General features: G+C 64.2%; 22 protein-coding genes and 1 pseudogene. 7 read left to right on the top strand and 16 right to left on the bottom strand.

Annotated features, from left to right (window positions below):
• Nucleotides 1-223 precede the first annotated feature (223 nt).
• The gene (locus tag AC0L2Z_RS03150) at nucleotides 224-1312 is read left to right on the top strand and encodes a PLP-dependent cysteine synthase family protein (RefSeq protein ID WP_473626679.1); all 1089 of its coding nucleotides are present in this window, start codon (nucleotides 224-226) and stop codon (nucleotides 1310-1312) included.
• Between the two features lie 22 nt (nucleotides 1313-1334).
• Nucleotides 1335-2831, top strand: a complete 1497-nt coding sequence (locus tag AC0L2Z_RS03145) for a pyridoxal phosphate-dependent decarboxylase family protein (RefSeq protein ID WP_473626678.1) — start codon at nucleotides 1335-1337, stop codon at nucleotides 2829-2831.
• A 286-nt stretch (nucleotides 2832-3117) separates the two neighbouring features.
• Here the strand turns inward: AC0L2Z_RS03145 and AC0L2Z_RS03140 are convergent, their stop codons facing one another.
• The 10 genes and pseudogenes from AC0L2Z_RS03140 to AC0L2Z_RS03095 form a co-directional block, all read right to left on the bottom strand.
• Entirely contained in the window at nucleotides 3118-4758 is a 1641-nt protein-coding gene (locus AC0L2Z_RS03140; RefSeq protein ID WP_473626676.1) for an ABC transporter substrate-binding protein, read from the bottom strand.
• A gap of 534 nt (nucleotides 4759-5292) precedes the next feature.
• On the bottom strand, nucleotides 5293-5973 hold the full coding sequence (locus AC0L2Z_RS03135; RefSeq protein WP_287316973.1) for an isochorismatase family protein: 681 nt from the start codon (nucleotides 5971-5973) through the stop codon (nucleotides 5293-5295).
• Between the two features lie 86 nt (nucleotides 5974-6059).
• Entirely contained in the window at nucleotides 6060-7364 is a 1305-nt protein-coding gene (locus AC0L2Z_RS03130; RefSeq protein WP_473626674.1) for a M24 family metallopeptidase, read from the bottom strand.
• Nucleotides 7365-7657: 293 nt separating this feature from the next.
• A pseudogene (locus AC0L2Z_RS03125) lies at nucleotides 7658-8634 on the bottom strand (GlxA family transcriptional regulator).
• 196 nt (nucleotides 8635-8830) lie between these two features.
• Entirely contained in the window at nucleotides 8831-9019 is a 189-nt protein-coding gene (locus AC0L2Z_RS03120) for a DUF1059 domain-containing protein (RefSeq protein ID WP_473626673.1), read from the bottom strand.
• 129 nt (nucleotides 9020-9148) lie between these two features.
• Nucleotides 9149-10330 (bottom strand): cystathionine gamma-synthase, encoded by a 1182-nt coding sequence (locus AC0L2Z_RS03115; protein ID WP_473626672.1) that lies wholly within the window; start codon nucleotides 10328-10330, stop codon nucleotides 9149-9151.
• Nucleotides 10327-11754 (bottom strand): pyridoxal-phosphate dependent enzyme, encoded by a 1428-nt coding sequence (locus tag AC0L2Z_RS03110; RefSeq protein WP_473626670.1) that lies wholly within the window; start codon nucleotides 11752-11754, stop codon nucleotides 10327-10329. Before AC0L2Z_RS03110 ends, AC0L2Z_RS03115 begins: the two co-directional genes overlap by 4 nt.
• Before the next feature lie 191 nt (nucleotides 11755-11945).
• Entirely contained in the window at nucleotides 11946-13295 is a 1350-nt protein-coding gene (locus AC0L2Z_RS03105; RefSeq protein WP_473482365.1) for an FAD/NAD(P)-binding protein, read from the bottom strand.
• Nucleotides 13296-13332: 37 nt separating this feature from the next.
• Nucleotides 13333-13785: an RrF2 family transcriptional regulator gene (locus AC0L2Z_RS03100; RefSeq protein ID WP_473626669.1), complete on the bottom strand. Its 453-nt coding sequence runs from the start codon at nucleotides 13783-13785 to the stop codon at nucleotides 13333-13335.
• Between the two features lie 457 nt (nucleotides 13786-14242).
• Nucleotides 14243-14428: a hypothetical protein gene (locus tag AC0L2Z_RS03095; RefSeq protein ID WP_023802672.1), complete on the bottom strand. Its 186-nt coding sequence runs from the start codon at nucleotides 14426-14428 to the stop codon at nucleotides 14243-14245.
• Nucleotides 14429-14734: 306 nt separating this feature from the next.
• Here AC0L2Z_RS03095 and AC0L2Z_RS03090 point away from each other — a divergent pair, with 306 nt between their 5' ends.
• From AC0L2Z_RS03090 to AC0L2Z_RS03080, 3 genes are all read left to right on the top strand, one after another.
• Entirely contained in the window at nucleotides 14735-15094 is a 360-nt protein-coding gene (locus AC0L2Z_RS03090; RefSeq protein WP_023802673.1) for a septal ring lytic transglycosylase RlpA family protein, read from the top strand.
• 263 nt (nucleotides 15095-15357) lie between these two features.
• A complete protein-coding gene (locus AC0L2Z_RS03085; RefSeq protein ID WP_473626667.1) occupies nucleotides 15358-16635 on the top strand; it encodes a polyhydroxyalkanoate depolymerase in 1278 nt (425 codons plus the stop codon).
• Nucleotides 16636-16796: 161 nt separating this feature from the next.
• Nucleotides 16797-17414, top strand: coding sequence for a transglutaminase-like cysteine peptidase (locus AC0L2Z_RS03080; protein ID WP_128171022.1), 618 nt, complete (start codon nucleotides 16797-16799; stop codon nucleotides 17412-17414).
• Nucleotides 17415-17683: 269 nt separating this feature from the next.
• On the opposite strand, the gene AC0L2Z_RS03075 is transcribed toward AC0L2Z_RS03080, so the two are convergent.
• From AC0L2Z_RS03075 to AC0L2Z_RS03060, 4 genes are read right to left on the bottom strand one after another with little or no spacing between them, the layout of a single operon-like run.
• Nucleotides 17684-18049 carry a helix-turn-helix domain-containing protein gene (locus tag AC0L2Z_RS03075; RefSeq protein ID WP_023802676.1) on the bottom strand — a complete coding sequence of 122 codons (366 nt, stop codon included), beginning with the start codon at nucleotides 18047-18049 and terminating at the stop codon, nucleotides 17684-17686.
• Between the two features lie 42 nt (nucleotides 18050-18091).
• On the bottom strand, nucleotides 18092-18622 hold the full coding sequence (locus AC0L2Z_RS03070) for a Smr/MutS family protein (RefSeq protein WP_473626665.1): 531 nt from the start codon (nucleotides 18620-18622) through the stop codon (nucleotides 18092-18094).
• On the bottom strand, nucleotides 18619-19755 hold the full coding sequence (gene mltA, locus AC0L2Z_RS03065; protein WP_473626664.1) for a murein transglycosylase A: 1137 nt from the start codon (nucleotides 19753-19755) through the stop codon (nucleotides 18619-18621). Before mltA ends, AC0L2Z_RS03070 begins: the two co-directional genes overlap by 4 nt.
• A 24-nt stretch (nucleotides 19756-19779) precedes the next feature.
• The gene (locus AC0L2Z_RS03060) at nucleotides 19780-20481 is read right to left on the bottom strand and encodes a Tim44/TimA family putative adaptor protein (protein ID WP_023802679.1); all 702 of its coding nucleotides are present in this window, start codon (nucleotides 20479-20481) and stop codon (nucleotides 19780-19782) included.
• Nucleotides 20482-20680: 199 nt separating this feature from the next.
• On the opposite strand from AC0L2Z_RS03060, the gene AC0L2Z_RS03055 reads away from it, so the two are divergent.
• Nucleotides 20681-21175: an FxsA family protein gene (locus AC0L2Z_RS03055; RefSeq protein ID WP_473626662.1), complete on the top strand. Its 495-nt coding sequence runs from the start codon at nucleotides 20681-20683 to the stop codon at nucleotides 21173-21175.
• A gap of 286 nt (nucleotides 21176-21461) precedes the next feature.
• A complete protein-coding gene (gene secB, locus AC0L2Z_RS03050; RefSeq protein ID WP_023802681.1) occupies nucleotides 21462-21962 on the top strand; it encodes a protein-export chaperone SecB in 501 nt (166 codons plus the stop codon).
• Between the two features lie 127 nt (nucleotides 21963-22089).
• Here secB and dnaQ read toward each other — a convergent pair whose 3' ends face one another.
• Both dnaQ and coaE read right to left on the bottom strand, forming a co-directional pair.
• Nucleotides 22090-22809, bottom strand: a complete 720-nt coding sequence (gene dnaQ / locus AC0L2Z_RS03045; protein ID WP_128176585.1) for a DNA polymerase III subunit epsilon — start codon at nucleotides 22807-22809, stop codon at nucleotides 22090-22092.
• 86 nt (nucleotides 22810-22895) lie between these two features.
• The gene (gene coaE / locus AC0L2Z_RS03040; RefSeq protein WP_473626661.1) at nucleotides 22896-23498 is read right to left on the bottom strand and encodes a dephospho-CoA kinase; all 603 of its coding nucleotides are present in this window, start codon (nucleotides 23496-23498) and stop codon (nucleotides 22896-22898) included.
• Nucleotides 23499-23500: the final 2 nt, after the last annotated feature.

Raw genomic sequence — 23500 nt, 5'->3', positions numbered from 1 at the left:
CACGCTGGCCAGTTGTCCTCTGTTTTACCATCGAAAGCGATCGAGGGCATCCGGCAACGAATTTTCCGCGCCGGTTGCCCGCATTGCCAGCTTTCCGGGCCGCGTTGACGGCAACGGACCGTATCGCGGCAAGGTCTCGAAACCTCGCCGCCCAAGCCGCCGGTTTGTAACCGGCTCGTGACAACGAACACCTCGTGACGACAACAAAAAGGGGAGAGCAGACATGTTGCAGCAACGGAAAATCAGGACCACGGCCGGTCGCGGCCGCCTGTTCGACAGCATTATCGACACGGTCGGCGATACGCCGGTGATCAGGATCAACAATCTCGGCCCCGATCATGTGACGATCTATGTGAAGGCCGAGTTCTTCAATCCGGCAGCGTCGGTGAAGGACCGGCTGGCGCTCAACATCATCGAGGAGGGCGAGCGCAGCGGCGCCCTGAAACCGGGCCAGACCGTCGTCGAGGCGACCAGCGGCAACACCGGCATCGGTCTGGCCATGGTCTGCGCGCAAAAAGGCTATCCGCTGGTGGTGACGATGGCCGACAGTTTCTCCATCGAGCGGCGCAAGCTGATGCGCATGCTGGGCGCCAAGGTGGTGCTGACGCCGCGTGCCCAGAAGGGTTTTGGCATGTACAACAAGGCGGTCGAGCTCGCCAAGGCCAATGGCTGGTTCCTGGCCCGCCAGTTCGAGACCAAGGCCAATGCCGCCATTCACGAGGCGACGACGGCGCGCGAGATCATCAACGACTTCGCCGCATCGCGGCTCGACTGCTTCGTCACCGGCTACGGAACCGGCGGCACCGTCGTCGGTGTCGGGCGCGTGCTGCGCCGCGAGCGTCCCGAGATCCGGATCGTGCTGGCCGAACCCGCCAATGCCCAGCTCATCGGCAGCGGCAAGGCGCAGGAGCGCGGCGCCGACGGCGCACCCGCCGCCAGCCATCCGGCCTTCGAGCCGCACCCGATCCAGGGCTGGACGCCGGATTTCATTCCCAACGTCCTGCAGGAGGCGGTCGACGCCAGCCTCTATGACGAGGTCGTGCCGATTGCCGGGCCCGAGGGCATCAAATGGGCCAAGGCGCTGGCCCAGAAGGAAGGGATTTTCACTGGCATTTCCGGCGGAGCCAGTTTTGGCGTGGCGCGCCAGATCGCCGAAAAAGCCGCACCCGGCTCGGTGATCCTGTGCATGCTTCCCGACACCGGCGAACGCTACATGACGACTCCGCTGTTCGACGGCATCGAAGCCGAGATGGACGCCGAGGAGATCGCGCTGTCGCGCTCAACGCCGGGCTGCCAGTTCCCGGCCGAATAATTGCGCATCGGGAGCAACGCGGATGGATGCCATGCTGAAAGCCGCCGGCACTGCCGGTATGGTTGCCGAAGAAACGCTCGATCCGGTCGACTGGGCCGACGTGCAGGCGCTGTCGCACCGGATCGTCGACGACGCCGTCGACTATCTGCGCGATGTCAGGGAACGCCCGGTGTGGCAGGACATGCCGGCGGAGGTGAGAGAATTTTTCGCAGAGCCGCTGCCGCAATCGCCTCAACCGCTGGCCCAGGTCTATGGCGAGGTCGCCCGCAACGTGATGGCCTACCCGATGGGCAACATCCATCCGCGCTTCTGGTCCTGGTACATGGGGTCGAGCAATTTCACCGGGGCGCTCGGCGATTTCCTGGCGGCGGTGCAGGGCTCCAACCTCGGCGGCGGCAACCATGCCGCCGCGCTGATGGACAGCCAGGTCGTCGACTGGTGCAAGCAGATGATGGGCTTTCCGCAATCAGCCAGCGGCACGCTGGTCAGCGGCGGCTCGATGGCCAACATCATTGGCCTGACCGTGGCCCGCAACGCCAGGGCTGGCATCGACGTGCGCGAGCATGGCGTTGCCGCCATCGACAAGCCGCTGCGTTTCTATGGCTCGGACCAGCTTCACTCCTGCCATCGCAAGGCGATGGAGGCGCTCGGCCTCGGCAACCGCGCGCTGCGCCGCATCCCGACCGATGCCGGATTGCGGATCGACATCGACGCGTTGCGGGCGGCGATCACTGAGGACCGCCAGGCGGGTTTTCGGCCGGCCTGCGTGATCGGCACGGCCGGCACCGTCAACACCGGCGCGATCGACGATCTGCAGGCGCTGGCAAGGCTGGCGGCGCAGGAAGATCTCTGGTTCCATGTCGACGGCTGCATCGGCGCGCTGATTGCCATCGCGCCGGAAAATTCCCATCGCGTTGCCGGCATCGAGCACGCCCACTCGATCGCGCTCGATCCGCACAAATGGCTGCACGCTCCGTTCGAGGTCGGCTGCGTGCTGATCAGGGATGCCTCGGCGCATCGCAGCACGTTCGCGGTGACGCCGGAATTTCTCGAATCGACGCCGCGCGGCCTCGCCTCGGGGCAGTGGCTGCATGATTTTGGCCTGCAGACGTCACGCGGTTTCAGGGCGCTGAAGGTGTGGATGGCGCTGAAGCAGCACGGCATCGAGAAATTCGGCCGCCTGATCGACCAGAACATCGCGCAGGGACATTATCTCGGCACGCTGATCGCCGCCGAACCGCTGCTGGAACGGGTCGCGCCACTGAGCATCAACATCGTCTGTTTCCGCTACCGTGGCGACGGGCTGACGGGAGAGCGGCAGAAGGCGCTCAACACCGAGATCATGCTGCGGCTGCAGGAAGACGGCATCGCCGCCCTTTCGGATACGACGGTGCACGGCCAGCATTGCCTCAGGGCAGCGATCAACAACCACCGCACCCGGCGCGACGACCTGGATTTGTTGGTGCGGGAAACGGTGCGGCTTGGGCAGGAGATTTCAAGGCCTGGCGTCGCCGGCTAAGGATCCTGGCAATCACCTCAGACAAATCACAGCGCCCAAGCGTGTGGGGTGATCGACTGTTGATGTCGGCGCTGCCCCTCACCTGCCTGCCGGCATCCTCTCCCCGTAGAACGGGGAGAGGGGCGCTTTCATTAATGGTTTCGTTCAATCACCAGCGTTACAAGAAGGGCACCGGCATTGAGGCCAGCCCCTTCTCCCCGTGTCACTATACGGGGAGAAGTGCCCGGCAGGGCGATGAGGGGCAGCGCAAACCTGAAACGATTGCCCCTGTGCCCCGCAACGAGGATCACGCCTCGAGCCAGACCTTCTCGAAATGCTGCTCCAGAGACTGATGCTGCTCGCAGCCGTGCACGCCCTTGCGGAACGTCCGGTAGACCGAGCGCCAGTAGGGCTGGATGATGATGCCGGAATCGCGCAGATTCCGCTCGATCTTGGCCATGATCTCCTTGCCCGCGCTGGCGTCGGGTGTGGCCAGCGCCTTGTCGAGCAAGGCGTCGAACTCCGGATTGGCGTAGGCGGTCTCGTTCCAGGCAGCGCCCGATCTGTAGGCCAGCGCCAGCACCTGGACGCCCAGCGGCCGGCCGAGCCACTCGGTGCAGGAGAAAGGATATTTGCTCCAGTCGTTCCAGAACGTCGCCGCCGGCAGCACGGTCCGTTTGACCTTCAGCCCGGCGTCGCGCATCTGCGCGGCGATGGCGTCGCCGGTGTTCTTCTGCCAGTCGACATCGACGGAGATGAGCTCGTATTCGTGATCGGACTTGCCGGCCTCGGCAAGCAGCGTCTTGGCTTCGTCGACATTGCGGACGGCCGGGCCGATATCGGCGTATTCGGCATGCATCGGGCCGACATGATGGTTCTCGGCCGGCTTGCCGCGGTCGTCCATGCCGATCTTCAGGATTGCGGCATTGTCGACGGCGAGCTGGGCGGCGCGCCGCACCCTGATGTCGTCATAGGGCGGATTGCCGACGTTGAAGCGCGCGACGATGGTCGAGCCGGTGGCAAGCTCGGAATTGCTCAGACCCATGGCGTCGGTCTGCGAGACGGTATCGGCGGCGGTTTCGTGGTTGGTGTCGATCTCGCCCGATTCGAAGGCCGAAAACATCGCATTGGGATCGGAGCCGTAGTCGACCCATTGGATGCCGTCGAGCCAGAAATCGCCCTTCCACCACGGCTTGTCCTTGCGGCGGACCTCGGCGCCGACCTCGGCGTCCCATGCCACCAGTTCGCAAGGTCCAGTGGTGATCGCCAGGGCCTTCAGCGGATCGCCGTCGCCGTCGTAGCTGCGGTGCATGATCAGCGCCGGATAGTCGGTCGTGCCGGCAATCAGCGAAATGTCGGGCTTCGGCAGATTGAGCCGGACGGTAAAGTCGTCGACACGTTCGATGCCGCCGTCGATCGGCTTCTTGGTGGCGGCGTCGACCAGCGCCCCCATCCGCTCGGCGACCGAATTGCCGGCAACGCTCGCATCGCACCAGCGCGTCAGGTTGTGGACGACGTCGTCGGCGTTGAAAGTGTCGCCGTTCGACCAGGTGATGCCCTTGCGGACGTGCAACGTCAGCACGCGGGCGTCGTCGCTGGTCTCCCAGCTCTCGAGCAGCCACGGCTCGAAGGTAAAATCGCGGTTCCAGCGCACCAGATATTCGTTGCAGTGGCGGGCGACATTGGACATTTCGACGCCGTCGAAGGTGCGCGGGTCCTTCCAGCCCTTGACGTTCATGGCGACGCGCAAGACGCCGCCGCGCTTCGGCTCCTGCGCCTTGGCCGGCGAGGGCGCAAGGCCGCCAAGCGCCAGCGCGCCGGCGGCGCTGACGCCAAGTGCTGCCATGGTGGCGAGATATTCGCGCCGGTTCATGCTGGCTTTTTTAAAACCGTCGGCGACGGGCTCGGCCTGCGGATGCAGCGCTCTTTCGGTCAGCATCAACTTCATCGTCGAATCCTCCCTGTCGGGGGGGGGGGGGGGGGGGGGGGGGGGGGGGGGGGGGGGGGGGGGGGGGGGGGCGGGGGGGGGGGGGAGGGGGGGGGGGGGTGGGGGGGGGGTTTGTGGGTTTTTTTGCGTATAAATATTATTTCTTTGACGCCCCCGCCCGCCCCCCCCCCGCGGGGGGGGGGGGGGGGGGGGGGGGGGGGGGGGGGCCCCCCTTGGCCATAGGCGATGATAGTGCGGGATTCAGCGGGGAAGTGTTCGGGTTTCCGCAGGCGTTGTGCGCTGTTCCGCAGAAGCTTGCGCTACTGCGGCGCAGAACCTTTCGAGACGCCGGCGGGACAGCGCCCCCCTCTGCCCTACCGGGCATCTCCCCCACTTGGGGGGAGATCGGCTGTCGTCCCGGCTTTCGCCAATTTCCAACATCGCAGCAGGAGCGCAGCGCCGAAACTGCCAATCTCCCCCCTCGTGGGGGAGATGCCAAGTTTTGGCAGGGAGGGCAGGACAGAGGGGGCGCGAAGGATCGCCAGCCTTCCTGGTTCAGAGCTCGGCGTATAGCCGGGCGGCGTTTTCATAGGTGAAGCGCAAAGGCACCGAGCCCACGACCTGCCATGCATCGACCGTCTCGCCTGCCATCAATCGGCAGGCGCCGTCGGTTGTGGTGACGGCGCCGCCATAGAGCCGGTTGGCAAGGTTGAGGATGGCGGTCTGGTGCATCGCCGTGCTGCCGCTGCCGCAGGCGTCCTTGACCAGCAGCACCCGAAAGCCCGATGACACCGCATCCCTGACGGTGGCGTCGATGCAGGCCTCGGTCCATACGCCGGCAACGACCAGCCACTCGATGCCTTCAGCCTTGAGCCGGCCGGCGGCAGGGCCCGCACCGAAGGCGCTGGCCTCGGTCTTGACCAGCATCATCTCGCCGGCGACCGGCGCCACTTCCGGACAGATCGCCGTCAGCGGATCGTCCTTGTCGGAGAAGGCCGACCTGCCATTGGCATCGACCGGATGGAACCGCCGCGCCTCCCTGGTGAGATCGACGATATAGGCCGAATGGTAGAGCAGCACATCGTTGGCCCGTGCCGCCGCCTGCAGGCGCTGGACGTTGGCGAGGATGTCGGCAAAACCCTCGACCAGATAGCGCTTGTCCTGCCGGTGCTCCTCCTGGAGGTCGACGAACACCGCGGCCACCGTGCCGCGTCTGATCGAGACCGGGCCCTTCATGCGGACACCCTGAACGAAAGCATGAGCGCTGCGGCTACTCCCGAAGGTTTGCGATACCGCACCTCGATTGGTGGTGGATGCTGGGATCAAACCTGTTTCTCCAGAAAGTCGTCCTCATAGGGAAAGCGCGACAGAAGCTCGGTGCCGGTTTCGGTGACCAGGATCTCGTCCTCGAGCTTGACGCCCTCGCGTCCGCCTTTCTCGCCGATATAGCTCTCGACGCTGACCACCATGCCGGGCGCGACAAACCCGTCGCGGCCATAAGTCTCGTAGTCCATGGCGTGCGCGATGAACGGCGTCTCGCCATGCATGCCGACGCCGTGCATGACAGACGTGTAGCGCTGGTCGACGAAGCGGTCCGGGATCTTCCAGGCCTTTTCGGCAATTTCGCGAAACGCCATGCCCGGCCTGACGATCGAGATGTTGTGCTGAACCTGGTCGTGGGCCATGCGGTAGAGCGATTTCTGATAATCCGTCGGCTTGCCCGGCCCGCAGCGGAAGGTGCGCGAGAAGTCCGAATAGTAGCCGTAGCAGCCGATCGTATCGGTATCCAGCGCCAAAAGTTCGCCCGGCCTGATCTTGCGGCCGCTGGCTTCGTTGAACCACGGGTTGGTGCGCTGGCCCGAGGTCAAGAGCCGGGTTTCGATGAACTCACCGCCCTGGCGGATCACCTCGTGATACATGATGGCGAACAGGTCGTTCTCGGACACGCCGGGCTTGATCGCCTCGCGCACCGCATAGACGGCCGCCTCGGCGCCGGCCATCGATACCTGCAGGCATTTTACCTCTTCGGGCGTCTTGACCGCCCGCACGGCGAGGATCTCGCCCTGGCAATCCCGGACCTCGCAGCCGCGCTTTTCCAGCGCCAGCGCCTGCAGATGGCCGCAGCGGTCGAGGCCGAGCTTCATCGAGCCGCCGCCATGTACCTTGAGCAGCTCAGTGATCTCGTCGGCGAAGGGGCCGGCGGTCTCGTCGTCGCGGCCCGACACCGAAGACCACACCAGCTTCGACGGCCGCGCCTCGTCGATCGTGTCGAGCACCATCGAGACATGATAGCTCTGCGGATATTCGAACAGCACGATCGGCCCTTCGGTCGAGATGAAGAAGTAGCGCGTCGAGTTGCGCAGAAAATAACCGAACATGTTGCGCGAGCCGGTGGCGTAGCGCTGGTTGTAGGGGTCGAACAGCACGACGCCGCCATAGCCGGCCTCGCGCATCCAGGCACGCAGCTTCGCCAGCCGGCCTTTGCGCAGCGCGTCCGCATCGATGAAGGACGGCTCGGTGTCGGACAGCCACATGCCGCCGGCCGGATCGGCCGCCGCCGGGTGGCGCATACGGTCCTTGAAGTCGACGTCCTCAGTGCTGTCGGGGTCGAAAACGACGATGCTCACGGGTGCCTCCTGGAAGCGGGGAAGATGAGCCATGCACAGCGAAGAGGCTGTGCGGGATACCGCAGATGTTGTGCGGGATGCCGCCGGGATCGTCCCGTAGTGCTCTACGGCGCCCCCCTCTGTCCTGCCGGACATCTCCCCCACGAGGGGGGAGATTGGCAGCTTCGGCGTTCCGCTCATTCCTGCAACGTTGGCGATCGGCGAAATCAGCGGTGACAGCCGATCTCCCCCCAAGTGGGGGAGATGGCCGGCAGGCCAGAGGGGGGCGCTGTCCCGCCAACGTCCAAAAAGACCTAATGCCTGCGCGCCACCTTCGGCGCATGCCCATGCTCTTCCCTGAACGCCCGCGCAAAGCTCGACATCGAAGCAAAACCGCAGGCGAGCGCCACGTCGCGCACCATCAGTGTCGAATGCGCCAAAAGGTCGGCGGCGCGCTTCAGCCGCAGGCGGCGGTAATAGCCGTTGGGCGAGACGCTGAGCTCGAGCGAAAGTTTCGTTCGAGCTTGTCGGAGGAGACGCCGAGCTTTTCCGCCAGCGCCGCCATGCCGAGCCGCTCCTCGACCGCGTCCTCCATGATGGCGATGGCCGACAGCACCAGTTCGTTCTGGACGCCGGTGCGTAACCGCAGCGGCATCAGCTTGCGGTCGACGCTGGAGCGCAGCGGGCTGTGCACGAACCATTCGGCGACGCCGGCCGCGAGCTCGGCGCCATAGTCTGATGTGATGATCTCCAGCATCATGTCGAGGCTGCCGACGCCGCCGGCCGAGGTGAAGCGCTTGCGGTCGATGACATAGAGATCGCGCCTGAGCTCGATGTCCGGAAACGCCTCGGTGAAGGCCGCCTGGCTGGTCCAGTGCAAGGTGCAGGCATGACCGTCGAGCAGGCCGGCCCGCGCCAGGAAGAAAGCGGCATCCGCCACCGCGCCGATATTGGCGCCGCCGCGCAGGCTCCTGCGGATCCAGCTCACCGCGTCTTCGGCCACGAGATGATCGGCATCGCCGCCCGAGCAGACGACGATGCGGTCGACCTTCGGCGCATCGCCGGCGAAAAAGCCGGGCTGGATGACGACCCCGTTCGAGGCTGCGACCGGGCCTTCAGCGGCGCCGACGATGATCCAGCGGTAGCATTCTTTCTTGGCCAGCACGTTGGCCGCGCGCAACGGCTCGATGACCGAACTGAACGCCATCATCGGAAAGCCGGGGAAGACCAGCACCGCGAAGGTGAGCGGGGCGTCGGTGGCTATCGGCTGGTGGCGCTCGCGAATGGTCATGGCTTGAACCGGCCTGTCGGCAATTGCAGGGAAGGCCACAATTCCGCCGGATGCCACTCAGGTCAACGGGCGGTTGGGTCAGTTTGAAAATTCCATCGCGCCTAGGCGTTGTCGCCTATCGGCCGAACTCCTAAATGCTTGCCGTAGCATTGGAGATAGTGACGGTCGCACTGCGCGGCCCGTATAAGAAGCGAGTTTAGGTCGCTAAAATTAGCTTCTTGACCTGTTTACGGTCTTCCGGCGACCATTGCTTCGGGTCTTCCCCGTGAGCGATCGCGCCGTGAAGCTCGACGTGCTTCATCACTTCCGCCTCGGTCTCTGCCGTGAACATCGCTGGACAGGCGGCGTTTCCCGGATAATCCCTGCAACGATACGAGTAAGCCATGACTTTCCCTCCAGGTTGCCCCGATAGCAAAGCGAGGGTACGTCCCCTTTGTCAATTCACAGTTGGATGCGCCAGTCAGCCGGGAAATTTCAAACTGACGCCACTATCCAACAGGGCACGGACCCCCCTTCAACCCCCCAGCGCCTGATCCAGATCCGCGATCAGATCGTCGCCATCCTCGATACCCGCCGACAGCCGCACCAGCGAATCGGAAATCCCGATTTCCGCGCGTTTTTGCGCCGGGATCGAGCCGTGCGTCATCAGTGCGGGGTGCTCAATCAGGCTTTCGACGCCGCCGAGGCTTTCGGCCAGCGTGAACAGTTGCGTGTGCTCGAGGAAGCGTTTGGTGCCGGCGAGGTCGCGGTCGAGCTCGACCGTGATCATGCCGCCGAAGGCGTGCATCTGCTTTCTGGCGATGGCGTGCTGCGGATGGCTGGGGAGACCGGGATAGATAACGCGGCGGATGTCGGGACGGCGCTCCAGCCAGTGCGCGATCTTCTGGCCGTTCGACGAATGGCGCTCCATCCTCAGCGCCAGCGTCTTGAGGCCGCGCAGCGCCAGAAAACTGTCGAACGGTCCGGAAATGGCGCCGATGGCGTTCTGCAGGAATTTCAGCCGGTCGGCGAGATCCTTGTTGTCGCCGACCACGGCGACGCCGCCGACCATGTCGGAATGGCCGTTGAGGTATTTCGTCGTCGAATGCACCGATATGTCGATGCCGAGCTCCAGCGGCCGCTGCAGGTAGGGGCTGCAAAAGGTGTTGTCGGCGACCGAGAGCACGCCTTTGCGCCTGGCCAGGGCTGCGACCGCTTCGAGATCGACGACACGCAGCAGCGGATTTGTCGGCGTCTCGACCCAGAGCAGCTTGGTTTCCGGGCGGATCGCCGCTTCGACCGCGGCCAGATCGGTGAAGTCGACGAAGTCGACCTGCAAATTGGCCGAGCGCTTGCGCACCCGCTCCAGCAGCCGGAACGTGCCGCCATAGATATCATCGGTGGCAACGACATGGGCTCCGGAATCGAGCAGTTCGAAGATCGTGGCGATCGCCGCCAGCCCCGAGGCGAAAGCGAAGGCGGCTGCGCCGCTTTCGAGATCGGCCACCGCGCGCTCGAAGGCAAAGCGGGTCGGGTTCTGGCTGCGGGCATATTCAAAACCCTTGTGCACGCCCGGGCTCTGCTGGCCGTAGGTCGAGGTCGCATAGATCGGCACCATCACCGCGCCGGTCGTCGGGTCGTGGCTCTGGCCGCCATGGATGGTGCGCGTCGAGAAGGCCAGGCGGTTGCTGCCCGATACGGTGGCTTTGATGGTCATCTTGCGCGGCGCCTCAGATGGTTGATCAGGTCGATGCGGGTAATCAGGCCGATGAATTCGTCGCCGTCGAAGACGATGGCGACCTCGTTGCGGTCGAACACCGGCAGCAGCGCGTCCAGCGTCTGGCTGGCCTGCAGCGTGTGCAGATTGGAAGTCATCGCCGTGCGCACCGGGGCCTTGAAACGGTCCCAGCGGCTGTCATAGGGGCCTTCGACGTGGGCGAGGATATCGCTTTCGTCGACGATGCCGACCAGCTTGCCGTCGTCCAGCACCGGCAGCTGCGAGACGTCCGAACGGCGCATGCGGCCATAGGCGTTGAGCAGGCTTTCGTCCGGGCCGACAGACACGATGTCGCCGGTGCGGTGCGTGCGCATCACCAGGTCGCGCAGATCGCCATGCTGCTCGTGCTCGGCGAGGCCCTGCTCGATCAGCCAGAAATCGTCGAACACTTTCGACAGATATTTGTTGCCGCTGTCGCAGACGAAGGTGACGACCCGCTTCGGCACGGTCTGCTCGCGGCAATAGCGCAGCGCTGTCGAAAGCAGCGTGCCGGACGACGAGCCGGCGAGAATGCCCTCCTTGGAAAGCAGGTCGCGCACCGCCAGCATGCTCTGCTTGTCGGTGATCGAGTAGGCCTTCTTGACCAGCGACAGATCGGCATTGGGCGGGACGAAATCCTCGCCGATGCCCTCCACCGTCCAGCTGCCGGCCTCTTGCATCTTGCCGGTCTTGATCAGGGGCGCCAGCACCGAACCGACCGGATCGGCGAGAATCATCTCGGTTTTCGGCGAGATTTTTGCGAAATAGCGGCCAAGCCCGGTCAGCGTGCCGCCCGAGCCGACGCCGACGACCACTGCATCGACGTCACCGTCGAGCTGCGAATAGATCTCCGGACCGGTCGTGGTTTCATGGGCGTCCGGGTTGGCCGGATTGGCGAACTGGTTGGCATAGAAGGCGCCGGGCAGCTCGGCGGCGATCTTTTCGGCCATGTCCTGATAGTATTCGGCGTGGCCCTTGCCGACATCGGAACGGGTCATGCGCACTTCCGCGCCGAGCGCCCGCAAATGCTGGATCTTTTCGCGTGACATCTTGTCGGGCACGACCAGGATAATGCGATAGCCCTTGGGGATGCCGACCTGGGCGAGGCCAAGGCCGGTGTTGCCGGCGGTCGCCTCGACAATGGTGCCGCCGCGCTTCAGCCTGCCCTGTTTTTCGGCGTCGGCGATCATCGACAGCGCAATGCGGTCCTTGATCGAGCCGCCGGGGTTCTGGCTTTCGAGCTTGATGAACAGCCGGCACTTGCCGATGTCGAATTTGGTCAGCTCGACAACCGGCGTTTGCCCGATCAGGTCGAGAACCGATGCATAGGGCGGACGCAGGCGGGACATTGCCCTGTCCGGGAGGGCGCTCTTGTGCACGCTCATGCTGATGCTCCATGGTCAAGCGACCGCCTTGGGCAGGCTGTCAGCCTATCTTCTTTTCCAGCCGTTTGCAGTCTGAAAGAAGATAGATCGTGCCAATCCATTGGCCAGACGGGGAATGGGATTCCGGTGGGGCCGCTCCGTCACGCCAATCACGATAAGGTCGCGGGACAGCACCCCGTAGAGCGCCGACCTCACCCAAGCAACCGCTTCCCCAGCCTTGCACATTGCACGCGAATATCCGGTATGGCGTCGATCTCGAAGAAGGTGCCGCGCGTCAGCGGCCCGACCGCCAGGATCTTGGCCGAGACGGTGCCGTCGCTGGCGATGACCTCGCAATTGTCCGATACGTCGAGGCCAAGCCGCAGCGGATCCGGCCGGGCCAGCCCGCGGTCGACCAGCGACCGCACCACGCTGTTCGACGTTGTCGAGATGTCCCTGGCGATGCCGGTGCAATCGTAGATGCGGGCGACGTCGAACGTCTCGATGTTTTGCGTGTGGCGCGACTGGACCTGCACGCTGAATTCGTCGCCCGCCGTGATGCCGACGACGCGCCCGGCGACAAGCCGGATGCGGCCCGACTGCACCGCCTCGGTGACACGGGCATAGACTTCCGGCGCCATGCGATGGCGGTGGATGTCCCACCACGCCTTGGTGTGCTCGACAAAGCGGCGCTTGGCCGAAGACGGCCAGTTCTGCCAGATCTTCTGGTTGAACGGCCTGAGACCGTCGACGACGTCGCGCCAGTCGATGCCGGCCTTCTGGTTTTCCCGGATCAGGTCGCGAAACCAGCCGACGAAATAGGAGAGCTGGGTGCCGAGCGGAATGTCGGCGACGTCGAGCTTGATCGGATTGCCCTTGCGATGCGGCGAAGGCAGCAGGCCGCGCCGCGACACCGCGATGATCTCGCCGCGATGGCCGCGTTGTTCGAGCGACAGGAAGGCATCGACCATGCTCAACCCCGTGCCCAGCACCAGGACCCGGGCTTCCCCGTCGAGCACGGTGTCGGCCTCCGATCCCATCCTGATCGCATGGCCGTGGCCGGCACCTGGCTCCTCGTCATGTCCGGTCGCCAGCACGGCAAGGTGGGCGACGACGCTGGTACCGTTGGCCAGCGCCACCTCGACCCCGGACCCGGTCGGCGAGATCGACAGGCTCTCCTCGCGGATCAGGCGAAGACGCCCCGTCTCGCGAGCCTCGAGCTCGTCCAGTAGTTCCTTCAGATAGCGGGCGTAGACGCTGCGCGGTGCGTAGACCGGCGCCTGCTCTGGCGTTGCCAGGCCGCGCTCAAGCAGCCAGCGCCAGAAATTGCCGGGGTCGTCGGCATGGGCGCTCATGCCGGCCGCGCTGACATTCAGCACATGCGCCGACAGCAGCGTGGAATAGGCGATGCCCTGGCCGAAATGCGGCCGCTTTTCAATCAGCGTGACACGCAGATCGGGATTGGGCGACTTCAACAGATGCGCGGCAAGGACGACGCCGCTGGCGCCGCCGCCGACGATAATGATCGAACTTGGGACAATCGAATTTGCGCGGCCGGTCATGCGCGCACCAAGTGCCTGAGGAGCCGTCCGTTCCGGCTCAGGCCTGGATTTTCAACGCAGCCGAAAGGTCGTCGTCGCCGGCGATATCGCGCATCTCGGCGAGGCTGCGCTGATCCAGCACCTCGGCGATCGCTTGCCGGACCTCCAGCATCAGATGTCGGACTTGGCATGTCGCCTCGTTGCAGTCTTCACAGCGCTGATACCGGGTGCGGCTGGCGCAGGGAATTGGGGCAAGCGGCCCGTCGAGCACGCGCACGACGTGGCCGATCTTGATTTCATCCGCCGGCCGCGCCAGGCGGTAACCGCCCTCCTTGCCCTTGCGGCTCTGGACAAAACCGGCATTGCGCAGTTCGCCGAGGATGGCGTCGAGAAATTTCTTCGGGATGTTGTTTCCGGCGGCGATATCGCCGACGAAGGCGAGCTGACCATCCGGCAGCCGCGCCAGATGGACGAGCGCCTTGAGGCCGTACTTGCCCTTTTTTGTGAGCATAGACCGAACGTTTCTCTGTCATGCGATGACGAAGGGCCACCGGTTGCGAAACGCCTGGCGTGCGTCCCCACCGCGTCCGCGTCCAGGCTTTCAAGACACATAAATTCTAGTGACATAATATACAAGACGGGCACCATTGATTTTGCTTGATTTTCAAGCCGCTGCGACGACTTGCCGGACGTTCTTTCCTCCTGAAGCCGCGAGGCACGCCAATGGCGACAGCCGGCGCTCGGCACTCATGCGGGTGATCGCCGCGATATGGACATCCTCATCGTTCTCCAATTCCTGTAATGTCGATAAGACTACTATACTTAGCCGCGATACAGGAACCGGTTTTCAAATCGTCGGCCATTCGCAGCATTCATTTGCCGAAGCTGCGCGCAAAACAGGAAATGGGTGTTTGCGGCGGGCCGCGCATTCGCCGGTCGACCGAAACGCCGCCAGGGCCGTTCGAGTGTCAGGGGAGCGAACGGTTCGCCCACACCAGCCCGCCCAGGCCAACCAGCGCGGTGACGATGCCGATATAGAGCCATTGCGACTGGCCGGTCATGAAGCTGCCGCCGACGAGGCCGATGCCCTGCAGCGACCACAGCGCACCGATGGCGAGCACAATCAGCGCCAGCAGATTTTTGATCAATCTCATCGTCGGAATTCCTTTCCCAAGTCGATCGCCAATTCCGCCATGACCGCGATGGCAAGGCGAAAGGAAGCGACCCGATCGCTGTCACATCTACTTGCATAATAAAGCCGGGGTCTTGCCGGAAACGCCCCGGTACTGGTGCGAAGACCACCAGACATACATCGGCGCAATCCCGACATTCCATGACAGACTGTTTCGCGCCGACTCCAAACGTGTACTATTGTCATGGAACCGCCAGACGACTGCCGCATTTGGTGCCACATTCCATCCGTAACGGCCGGGTCTGTCAAACGGAGCCCCTTGCCGCAGATGAAGAAACCCAACCGGACCGCGCTTGTCGCGGCGGCGATAGCGGCTGGCCTGATGGTCGGCGCATCCACCTCCCCTGCCGCCGCACAATGCGGCCGCGCCTCCTGGTACGCGCTGACCTCGAAGACCGCTTCCGGCGAGCGGATGAACCCGTCGGCGCTGACCGCCGCGCACCGCACCTTGCCGTTTGGCACCAGGCTAAAGGTCACCAACCGCAAAAACGGCCGCAGCGTCGTCGTGCGCATCAACGACCGCGGCCCGTTTATCAAGGGTCGCGTGATCGACCTGTCGAAGGGCGCCGCGGGGCGGCTCGGCTTCATCAGCTCAGGCCATGCTGCTGTGTGCACCGACCGCGTGTGAATGGCCGCGCCGCTTTGCGGCCAGGCGGATGAGGGGCAGCGCAAACCTGAAGCGATTGCCCTTGCTCTCCGGCACCTTTCGCAGCTGCACAATAAGCCGGCTGCCGCCGTTCAAAACCGATTTTCAACGCCTTAGACAAAAGTATAAGCATAAATCAATTCAATTGACGTATTGCATCGCAGCAGTTTGTTGTTAACCTTTGCGCGAGAGATTCAAGGCTCGGCACTGCTGTCGTCCCTTCGGTCGCAGCAGCGGAGTTCTCAATGTTCTACCAGCTCTACGAATTGAACCACGCCGCCGTGCAGCCGGCCCGCGTCTATGCCGATGCGGTGCGGATGTTCTACACCAATCCGCTCAATCCGTTTGCGCACACGTCCTGGGGCCGCTCGGTCGCGGCGACGGCCGAATTGTTCGAGCGCACGACGCGCCGCTACAGCAAGCCCCAGTTCGGCCTGACCAAGACCGTCGTCGACTGGAAAAGCGTCGCTGTCACCGAAAAGACGGTGTGGTCGCGGCCGTTCTGCAATCTGCTCCGTTTCGAGCGGGCGGTTCCCGCCGGCCGCCGGCCTGATCCGAAGCTGCTGATCGTGGCGCCGATGTCCGGCCACTACGCGACGCTGCTGCGCGGCACGGTCGAGGCGATGCTGCCGCATGCCGACGTTCACATCACCGATTGGGTCGACGCCCGCATGGTGCCGATCAGCGAGGGCAGCTTCGACCTCGACGACTATATCGACTACATCGTCGACATGCTGCATGCGCTGGGCCCCGACACCCATGTCATGGCGGTGTGCCAGCCGTCGGTCCCGGTGCTGGCGGCGGTGGCGCTGATGGAAACGCGGGGCGACCCGTTCGTTCCCTCGACGATGACGCTGATGGGCGGGCCGATCGACACCCGCCGCAATCCGACTGCGGTCAACCTTCTGGCCGAGGAAAAGGGCACCGACTGGTTCCGCGACAACGTCACCATGCAGGCGCCATGGCCGGTGCCGGGCTTCGGCCGCGAGGTCTATCCCGGCTTCCTGCAGCTTTCGGGCTTCATGAGCATGAATCTCGACCGCCACATCATCGCCCACAAGGACTTCTTCATGCACCTGGTGAAGCATGACGGCGACAGTGCCGAGAAGCACCGCGACTTCTACGACGAATATATGGCGGTGATGGATCTGACAGCGGAGTTCTACCTGCAGACGGTCGACACCGTGTTCGTACGCCATGCTCTGCCCAAGGGCGAAATGATGCATCGCGGCGTCGCCATCGATCCCGCCGATATCCGCAATGTTGCGCTGTTCACGGTCGAGGGCGAGAACGACGACATTTCCGGCCTCGGCCAGACCCAGGCCGCGCACGACCTCTGCATCAACATCCCCGCGGACAGGCACGCCCACTACATGCAGCCGGCGGTCGGCCATTACGGCGTCTTCAACGGCTCGCGCTTCCGCTCCGAAATCGTGCCGCGCATCGTCGACTTCATCACCAGCTATGGCCGCCAGACCCGCGTTGCGGTGAGGCCGAAGCTGGTTCGCACCGCCAAAAAGTAAAGATGTCCCGGATGGCAGCCGCCGTTCAAGTCGACCTGTTGCACAATAGCCGCGCTTTCGGCGTCGCGGGTAACCATATCGCAAAACTGGCCGTTGGTATAATTGACAGGGACTGTAGATCGCCCTTAACGTTTCATTAACAACAAGGGACGAGGGGGACAATGATTTCCTCACCAATGGCGAGAGGGCTGCGCGTGTGCGCCCTGTTAGGGCTGGCACTTGCGACAGGCTGGTCTACGGCGGCTTCGGCGGCCGGGCCAATGGCAACCGGCGGCCCGACATCGCAGCCGATCGGCCATTACGATTTCTGCAAGACCAGTCCGGCCGAATGCTCGATCCACCCGGGCAATCTCGCCCCCGCCTCCATGACAGGCGCGCTCTGGCGCAAGATTCTCAGCGTCAACGCCAGGGTCAACAACGCCGTCAAGCCGATAAGCGACATCGATATTTACGGCAAGGACGAGGTCTGGGCCTACCCCGTCAGGGGCGTTGGCGACTGTGAGGACTATGTCCTGGAAAAGCGCCGCGAATTGAACCGCTTGGGCGTGTCCTATGCCAATCTTCTGATGACCGTCGTGCGCAAGCCGGACGGCGAGGGCCATGCCGTGCTGACCGTGCGCACAAGCAAGGGCGACTACGTCCTCGACAATCTCGACGGAAAGGTCCGCTCATGGGACCGGACCGGCTACCGCTTCCTCAAGCGGCAGGCGATCGACAATACCGGTCGCTGGGTGTCGATCCGTGATGGCCAGCCGGTTCTGGTCGGCGCGGTCCAGTAAGGTTTTTGCAAGCGACCACTGGATCGCTGCGTTTCGCGTTACCTGTTCCAGGCGTTTGCGCTGCCCCTCACCTGCCTGCCGGCATCCTCTCCCCGTATAGGGACGGGGAGAGGGGTGCTGTCATTGACGATTTCGCCAATCGCCGGCGTTGCAGGCCACGTTCGCGATCAGCCTCTTTCTCCCCGTTTACGGGGAGAAATGCCCGGCAGGGCAATGAGGGGCGGCGCCAACATCGACAATTGATCGCCTCCACACGAGTCGGGCAAACCCTACGTCCGCCCCAGCGCGGCGCGGATCGATGCGGTGATGCGGCGAAGCTCCGCCTCGTCTAGTTTTTCGATGTTTTCGGCCAGGACATTGGCAAGCTCGGTGGCGGCGGGGCTGAGGCCCGACGTGTCGAGTTTTACCCGCGGGTGCGAGGTCTCGGCCAGCCGCGCCAGTTCTTCGGCATCGTCCCAGATGACATTGAAATAGCCGATGATCTTCTGGATCAGCGTCCAGGTCGGCGCGCCGCGGCGGCCGTGCTCCAGCGCCGACAGATAGGCGGCGCTGACGCCGATCGCCCTGGCCATGGCCTTTTGGCTGACGCCGCGTTCGCTCCGCAGGGCGCGAAGCTTTTCGCCGAACGGGGTCACAAGTCCATCCTCGTCGGGTGCACCCTCATGCGCGCATCCGCATCAGCGCGTGCGCCGCAGGCGGATATAGAGCGCGCCCGAGCCGCCATGCTTGCGGGCGGCGTGGTCGTGGCTGGAGACCAGCGGTCTGAATGCGGGTGTCGACAGCCAGGCCGGCACGGCGCGCCGCAAGATGCCGTCGCCGCCGGACGAGGAGCCCTTGCCGGTGATCACCAGCACATAGCGGATGCCGCCGGCATGCGCCCGGTGCAGGAAGGAGAACAAAAGCGAATAGGCTTCGTCCTGGCTCAGGCCGTGCAGATCGACGCGGCCTTCGATCGGCAGCCGGCCCTTCGACAGTTTTTCCAGCGTCGGCTCGTCGAGCGCATGCGAAACATGCTGCGTCCTGGCTTTCGTGGCCGCAGCAGGAGCCATCGCCTGGTCGCGCAGCATTGGCTTGGTGTCATCAGCGATGTCCGGGCCAATATCCGGGATGTCGACGGCGGACTTGCCCTTCAGCGGCTTGGCAGTGCGCGCTACCAGGTTCCACAGCACCCGGTCGTCCTCGCTCAGCCTGTCGATGCGCCGGGTCATCGGCCCGCTCCCGGCACAAGCCGACGCGGGATCAGCGCGTAGAAATCGGCGGGGTTGCGGACAACGCCGGCGATCTCGCCGGCCGCATCTCCCGTACCAGTGAACAAATCGCCACGCGCCTGGCCGGTGATCGCCGAGCCGGTGTCCTGCGCGATCATCAGCCGCCGGAACGGCTTGTTGTCGAAAGCGGCCAGCGACGGCCCATCGATGTAGAACGGCGTGCCGAATGTATGCAGCAGACGGTCGACAGCGACGGAGCGGCCCGGCGTCAGCGGCACCTTTGCGGCAGCGATCGGCCCGAGTTCCGGGTCGTCGGCCGCCGCCGCCTCGCTGGCGGAAATCTCGCGGAAAAAAATATAGGAGCGGTTGCGCCACAGGATCTCGTCGATGCGTTGCGGATGCGCCTTGAACCAGGCGCGGACCGACCGCATGGTCACCGCTTCCAGCGGGATTTCGCCTAGCTCACTCAGGATCTTGCCCGGTCCGGTAAAGCGCTGGCCGGATTTGGCGGCATAGGTGACGCGGCAAAGCCGGCCGTCGGTCATGGTGAGCCGCGCAGAACCCTGTACGTGGATGAAGAAGGCATCGACCTTGTCGGCGAGCCAGGCGATTTCCAAACCCTTGCCAGCCAAACCCTTGACGAGCGCGCCGCGCTCGATCTCGCCGCGGTCGAAATACTCGACCGGTCCGTCCGGCGTGGCGCGGCCGAAGGCGAGATAGGGATCCATACCGACCGGCCGGTTGGCGCCGTCGATGTCGACGAGATCGGCCGGACGTGACAGCAGCGGCACCGTAAATCGTTCGGTTCGCACCGGCGAAGCGTCGACCACCGGTTCATAGAAGCCGGTGACGAGGCCGGCGCCGCCGCTTTCCGCCGCTATGTGCGCCGGGATGAAATGCCGCTCGAAGAAGGCGCGGGCTTCGCGCCGGTCGGTTGGCGACACGGTGCGGGCTGCAGCATAGGCCTCGGCGAAGGCATTGAAGTCGACACCGAGCCCGCCGGAGCGATAGGGTTTCGCCAGGACATGAAAAGCCGAACGCCGGAAAGCGGCGAACGCAGCCAGATGGTCGTCCTTGTCCCAGCCGGGCAGATCGGCAAAGGATTTTTCGCGGAACGCCTGAGAAAGCGACACGACAGACCCCGCCGTGGTCCGGGCTCAGTCTTCTTCTTCGGTGGCGACGAGCTTCCAGTTCGGGTCGCGCGAGCGCGTATCGCGGGCGAAGGTCCAGACGTCCTTGACCTCGGCGACGGTTTCGGGATCGCCGTCGATGACGGCGCCGGCCTTGTCGCGCGTTGCCGAAATCAGTTCGCTGACGATGCGCAGCGTGATATGCGCCTCGCTGCCCTTCATCTCGGCGGAAACGATGTCGGCCTTGTCGATGCCGACGAAGGAGGACTGGATCTTTTCCGACTTCGCCTCGCGGTCGCCGATCGCCGCGACAAAGCCGTCATAGACCTCGCGCGACAACAGGTTCTTCAGCGTCTTGCGATCGCCATCGGCATAGGCCATGACGATCATCTCATAGGCCATCTTGGCGCCGTCGACGAAGGTCTTGGGGTCGAATGCCGGATCATTGTCCTTGATCGCGCGCAGGCCCTTGTTGAGATCGGTGTCAGGCTTGGCGAAGGCGTCGATCGCCGCATAGGCGTCGATTGCCGGCTCTCCCGGCGCTCGCTTGCGCGGCAGCGAGACCACATTCTCGGGTTTTTGGGCGTCGTCGCGGGTGCGGCCCGCCGTATAGGGATCGAACGGCGGGCGCTCGCTGCCGGTGCGGCGGCCGAGCACATTGCGCAGCTGGAAAAAGATCACAACCGCCGCAACCAGAAAGAAAATCGTGCCGAAGTCGAAGAATCCCATATCTTCCGCCAATCAATCCCTACTCCGGCCGGACCGCCCGGCCAGGCAATGGCTGCGGTCGCATAGCGTTCAACATCCAAAGCATATAGAACGCAAGCTGCAATCATTCAAATTAAAGGCAGCCATACCTATCTAAAAGGTTCAGTGCCAGCGGCGATTGCCCGCCTGCCGGCAAAACATCGAAACGATCGGTCAAGATTTGCGCATTTCGCTGCTTCCCCTGTTCATCCTCGCGCTTCCGCTGCTGGAGATCGCCGGTTTCGTCATTGTCGGCCGCCAGGTCGGCGCCCTGGCGACGGTCGGCCTGGTGCTGGCTTCGAGCATCGCCGGCGCGCTGTTGTTGCGATACCAGGGGTTCGGCGTCATGTCCCGGGTCCGTGCCGAAATGGACGCCGGACGTGATCCAAGCCGTCAGCTCGCGCATGGCGCCATGATCGTGCTGGCGGCGATCCTGCTCATCATTCCCGGCTTCATCACTGACATTTTAGGCATTCTGCTGCTGCTGCCGCCGGTCCGCGACCTCGCCTGGCGCCGGCTGAAAGGCCGCATCGTGATGGCCACCAGTTTCGGCACCGGCGGATTCCGGGCCCGGCAACGCGACAAGACCATCGACCTCGACGACAGCGACTATTCGCGCGGCGACGAGCACGGCCCCGATCCCAATTCCCCCTGGCGCCGCCTCAAGGACGAGTAGATCGCCTCAAGGACGAGTAGCCCGGCGCGGCTCTTTCCTTGTCCCCTTGTGGGAGAAGGTGGCCTCGCGAAGCGAGGTCGGATGAGGGGTGTTCCAGCTTGGCACCGACGGCGATCCTTCCAACACCCCTCAACCGTCTTGGCGCTGCGCGCCAATCCACCTTCTCCCACAAGGGGAGAAGGGAAAGCAAAGCCGCGCAAACCTTGTCTTGTCATGCCGGCCATGGTAGCGAACGCCCGATTTCAATCCGGTCAGCAACGCTGCCGAGGCAAAAGGACAAAGGCTTATGGCCAGCAAAGACGACGCGCCGACCGGCGCGGCCAGTGGCAACGGCGACGCGACGCAGCCTTCGCTCAACGTGCTTGCCCAATATGTGAAGGACCTTTCCTTCGAAAGCCCCGGCGCGCCGAACTCGCTGCGCGGCCGCGACAAGGCTCCCGGCATCGCCATCAACGTCAATGTCAACGCCAACCCGCTTTCGGATAAGCAGTTCGACGTCAATCTTACGCTGAACGCCAAGGCGTCCTTCGACAAGGAAGTGCTGTTCAACGTCGAGCTGGTCTATGGCGGTGTGTTCGCCATCAGCGGCTTTCCGCAGGAGCACATGCTGCCGTTGCTGTTCATCGAATGCCCCCGGCTGCTGTTCCCGTTCGCCAGGCAGATCATCGCCGAGGCGACGCGCAATGGCGGCTTCCCGCCGCTGATGCTCGATCCGATCGATTTCGCGCAGATGTTCCAGCAGAAGCTGGCCGAGGACCAGGCCGCCAGCAAGGTCAAGGCGAGCTGAGGCGAGTGCTCGGTGACGTTTGAAAAACCCGGCCTCGCGCCGGGTTTTTCTTTGGGATGCGGCGGGACAGCGAAGGATCGCTACGGGTCGGCTGATCCTGAACGCCCCTGCCGCTCCGCCAAAATCGCTATGCCGCAGAACTCGCTTCCGGGGCGACGCGCAGCCAGAGCGCCTTTTCGCCTAATGTGCCGACCATGCTCGCGTGCGCGGCGCGCTCTGCTTCGGTCAGGCGAGACGGCAGCGCTATCGGCCGTGCAGCGATGCTGATGTCGATGTCGTCGACGTTTCTCCTGCCGCTGGCCGGCGCCGTGGCACTGTCGAGGATGAGTGCCGCCTGCTTGCCGCCGATGAGCTCGATATAGACCTCGGCCAGCAATTCCGAATCGAGCAAGGCGCCGTGCTTGGTGCGGCGGGCATTGTCGATGCCGTAGCGCCGGCACAGCGCGTCCAGCGAATTGGGCCCCATCGGATGCTTGCGGCGCGCCAGCGCCAGCGTGTCGACGACAAGTCCGGGGTCAACGACCGGATGGCCAAGCCGGCCGAATTCGACATTGAGGAAAGCGATATCGAAAGTCGCATTGTGGGCGACCAGCTTGGCGCCGTCGATGAAGGCAAGGAACTCCTCGGCGATGTCGCTGAAGGTCGGCTTGCCCATCAGGTCGGCGGCGCTGATGCCATGAACGGCCTGTGCCTCGGCATGGATCGGTCGCCCCTGCGGATTGAGGTAATGGTGGAAGGTGCGGCCGGTCGGGAAACGGTTGACCAGCTCGATGCAGCCAAGCTCGATGACGCGGTCGTCGCGGAAATCAAGGCCGGTGGTTTCCGTATCGAAGATGATCTCGCGCATCGAATCAGTCCGTTGGGTCCGGCGTTAGTCCAGCCGAATCATGATGGGAACAAATTGGCAACATATTACGCCGGGCGCAAGCGCCGTTAAGCAGGCTTGCCGGCTTTATCCCCGACCAGTTTCGCGACTATCGCATTGACCGCCGCGCGCGCCGCATCAAAACCTTGTCCGGTGTCGATGATGAAATCGGCGCGCTCACGCTTTTCGGCGTCGGGAACCTGCCTGGCCAGGATCGACGCCAGTTTCTCCTCGCTCATGCCCGGCCGCGCCAGCACGCGGGCGCGCTGGATGTCGGGCGACGCGGTGACGACCACGATCTTGTCGACACGGTCGCGGCCGCCGGTTTCGAACAGTAGCGGGATGTCGAGAACGACAAGCGGCGCGCCGGCGGCCCGGTGTCTGGCCAGGAAAGCGTCGGCGTCGGCGCGGACCAGTGGGTGGATGATCGCTTCCAGCCGTTTCAGTGCAGCTGCATCACCGAGCACCCGCTCGGCCAGCCTCGTGCGATCGACGGAGCCGGATTTCGCCGTTCCGGGAAACGCCGCCTCGACCAGCGGAGCCGCCTTGCCGGCGTAGAGGCGATGCACCGCCTCGTCCGAATCGTGGACAGGCACGCCGGCCTCGGCAAACATCCTGGCCGTCGTCGACTTGCCCATGCCGATCGATCCGGTGAGGCCGAGCACGATCATGT

This window comes from Mesorhizobium sp. WSM4850, from assembly GCF_055811735.1.
This window is presented reverse-complemented; position numbering and strand designations above follow the sequence as displayed.

Bases quoted from the DNA above. Each gene is read 5' to 3' on its own strand.
- AC0L2Z_RS03095 (WP_023802672.1), bottom strand. From the start codon at position 14,428: ATGAGATTGATCAAAAATCTGCTGGCGCTGATTGTGCTCGCCATCGGT.
- AC0L2Z_RS03140 (WP_473626676.1), bottom strand. From the start codon at position 4,758: ATGAAGTTGATGCTGACCGAAAGAGCGCTGCATCCGCAGGCCGAGCCC.
- secB (WP_023802681.1), top strand. From the start codon at position 21,462: ATGGCCAGCAAAGACGACGCGCCGACCGGCGCGGCCAGTGGCAACGGC.
- AC0L2Z_RS03070 (WP_473626665.1), bottom strand. From the start codon at position 18,622: ATGACCCGGCGCATCGACAGGCTGAGCGAGGACGACCGGGTGCTGTGG.
- AC0L2Z_RS03080 (WP_128171022.1), top strand. From the start codon at position 16,797: ATGATTTCCTCACCAATGGCGAGAGGGCTGCGCGTGTGCGCCCTGTTA.
- AC0L2Z_RS03110 (WP_473626670.1), bottom strand. From the start codon at position 11,754: ATGAGCGTGCACAAGAGCGCCCTCCCGGACAGGGCAATGTCCCGCCTG.
- AC0L2Z_RS03100 (WP_473626669.1), bottom strand. From the start codon at position 13,785: ATGCTCACAAAAAAGGGCAAGTACGGCCTCAAGGCGCTCGTCCATCTG.
- AC0L2Z_RS03115 (WP_473626672.1), bottom strand. From the start codon at position 10,330: ATGACCATCAAAGCCACCGTATCGGGCAGCAACCGCCTGGCCTTCTCG.
- AC0L2Z_RS03145 (WP_473626678.1), top strand. From the start codon at position 1,335: ATGGATGCCATGCTGAAAGCCGCCGGCACTGCCGGTATGGTTGCCGAA.
- AC0L2Z_RS03135 (WP_287316973.1), bottom strand. From the start codon at position 5,973: ATGAAGGGCCCGGTCTCGATCAGACGCGGCACGGTGGCCGCGGTGTTC.
- coaE (WP_473626661.1), bottom strand. From the start codon at position 23,498: ATGATCGTGCTCGGCCTCACCGGATCGATCGGCATGGGCAAGTCGACG.
- AC0L2Z_RS03060 (WP_023802679.1), bottom strand. From the start codon at position 20,481: ATGGGATTCTTCGACTTCGGCACGATTTTCTTTCTGGTTGCGGCGGTT.
- AC0L2Z_RS03085 (WP_473626667.1), top strand. From the start codon at position 15,358: ATGTTCTACCAGCTCTACGAATTGAACCACGCCGCCGTGCAGCCGGCC.
- AC0L2Z_RS03090 (WP_023802673.1), top strand. From the start codon at position 14,735: ATGAAGAAACCCAACCGGACCGCGCTTGTCGCGGCGGCGATAGCGGCT.
- AC0L2Z_RS03105 (WP_473482365.1), bottom strand. From the start codon at position 13,295: ATGACCGGCCGCGCAAATTCGATTGTCCCAAGTTCGATCATTATCGTC.
- dnaQ (WP_128176585.1), bottom strand. From the start codon at position 22,809: ATGCGCGAGATCATCTTCGATACGGAAACCACCGGCCTTGATTTCCGC.
- AC0L2Z_RS03120 (WP_473626673.1), bottom strand. From the start codon at position 9,019: ATGGCTTACTCGTATCGTTGCAGGGATTATCCGGGAAACGCCGCCTGT.
- AC0L2Z_RS03150 (WP_473626679.1), top strand. From the start codon at position 224: ATGTTGCAGCAACGGAAAATCAGGACCACGGCCGGTCGCGGCCGCCTG.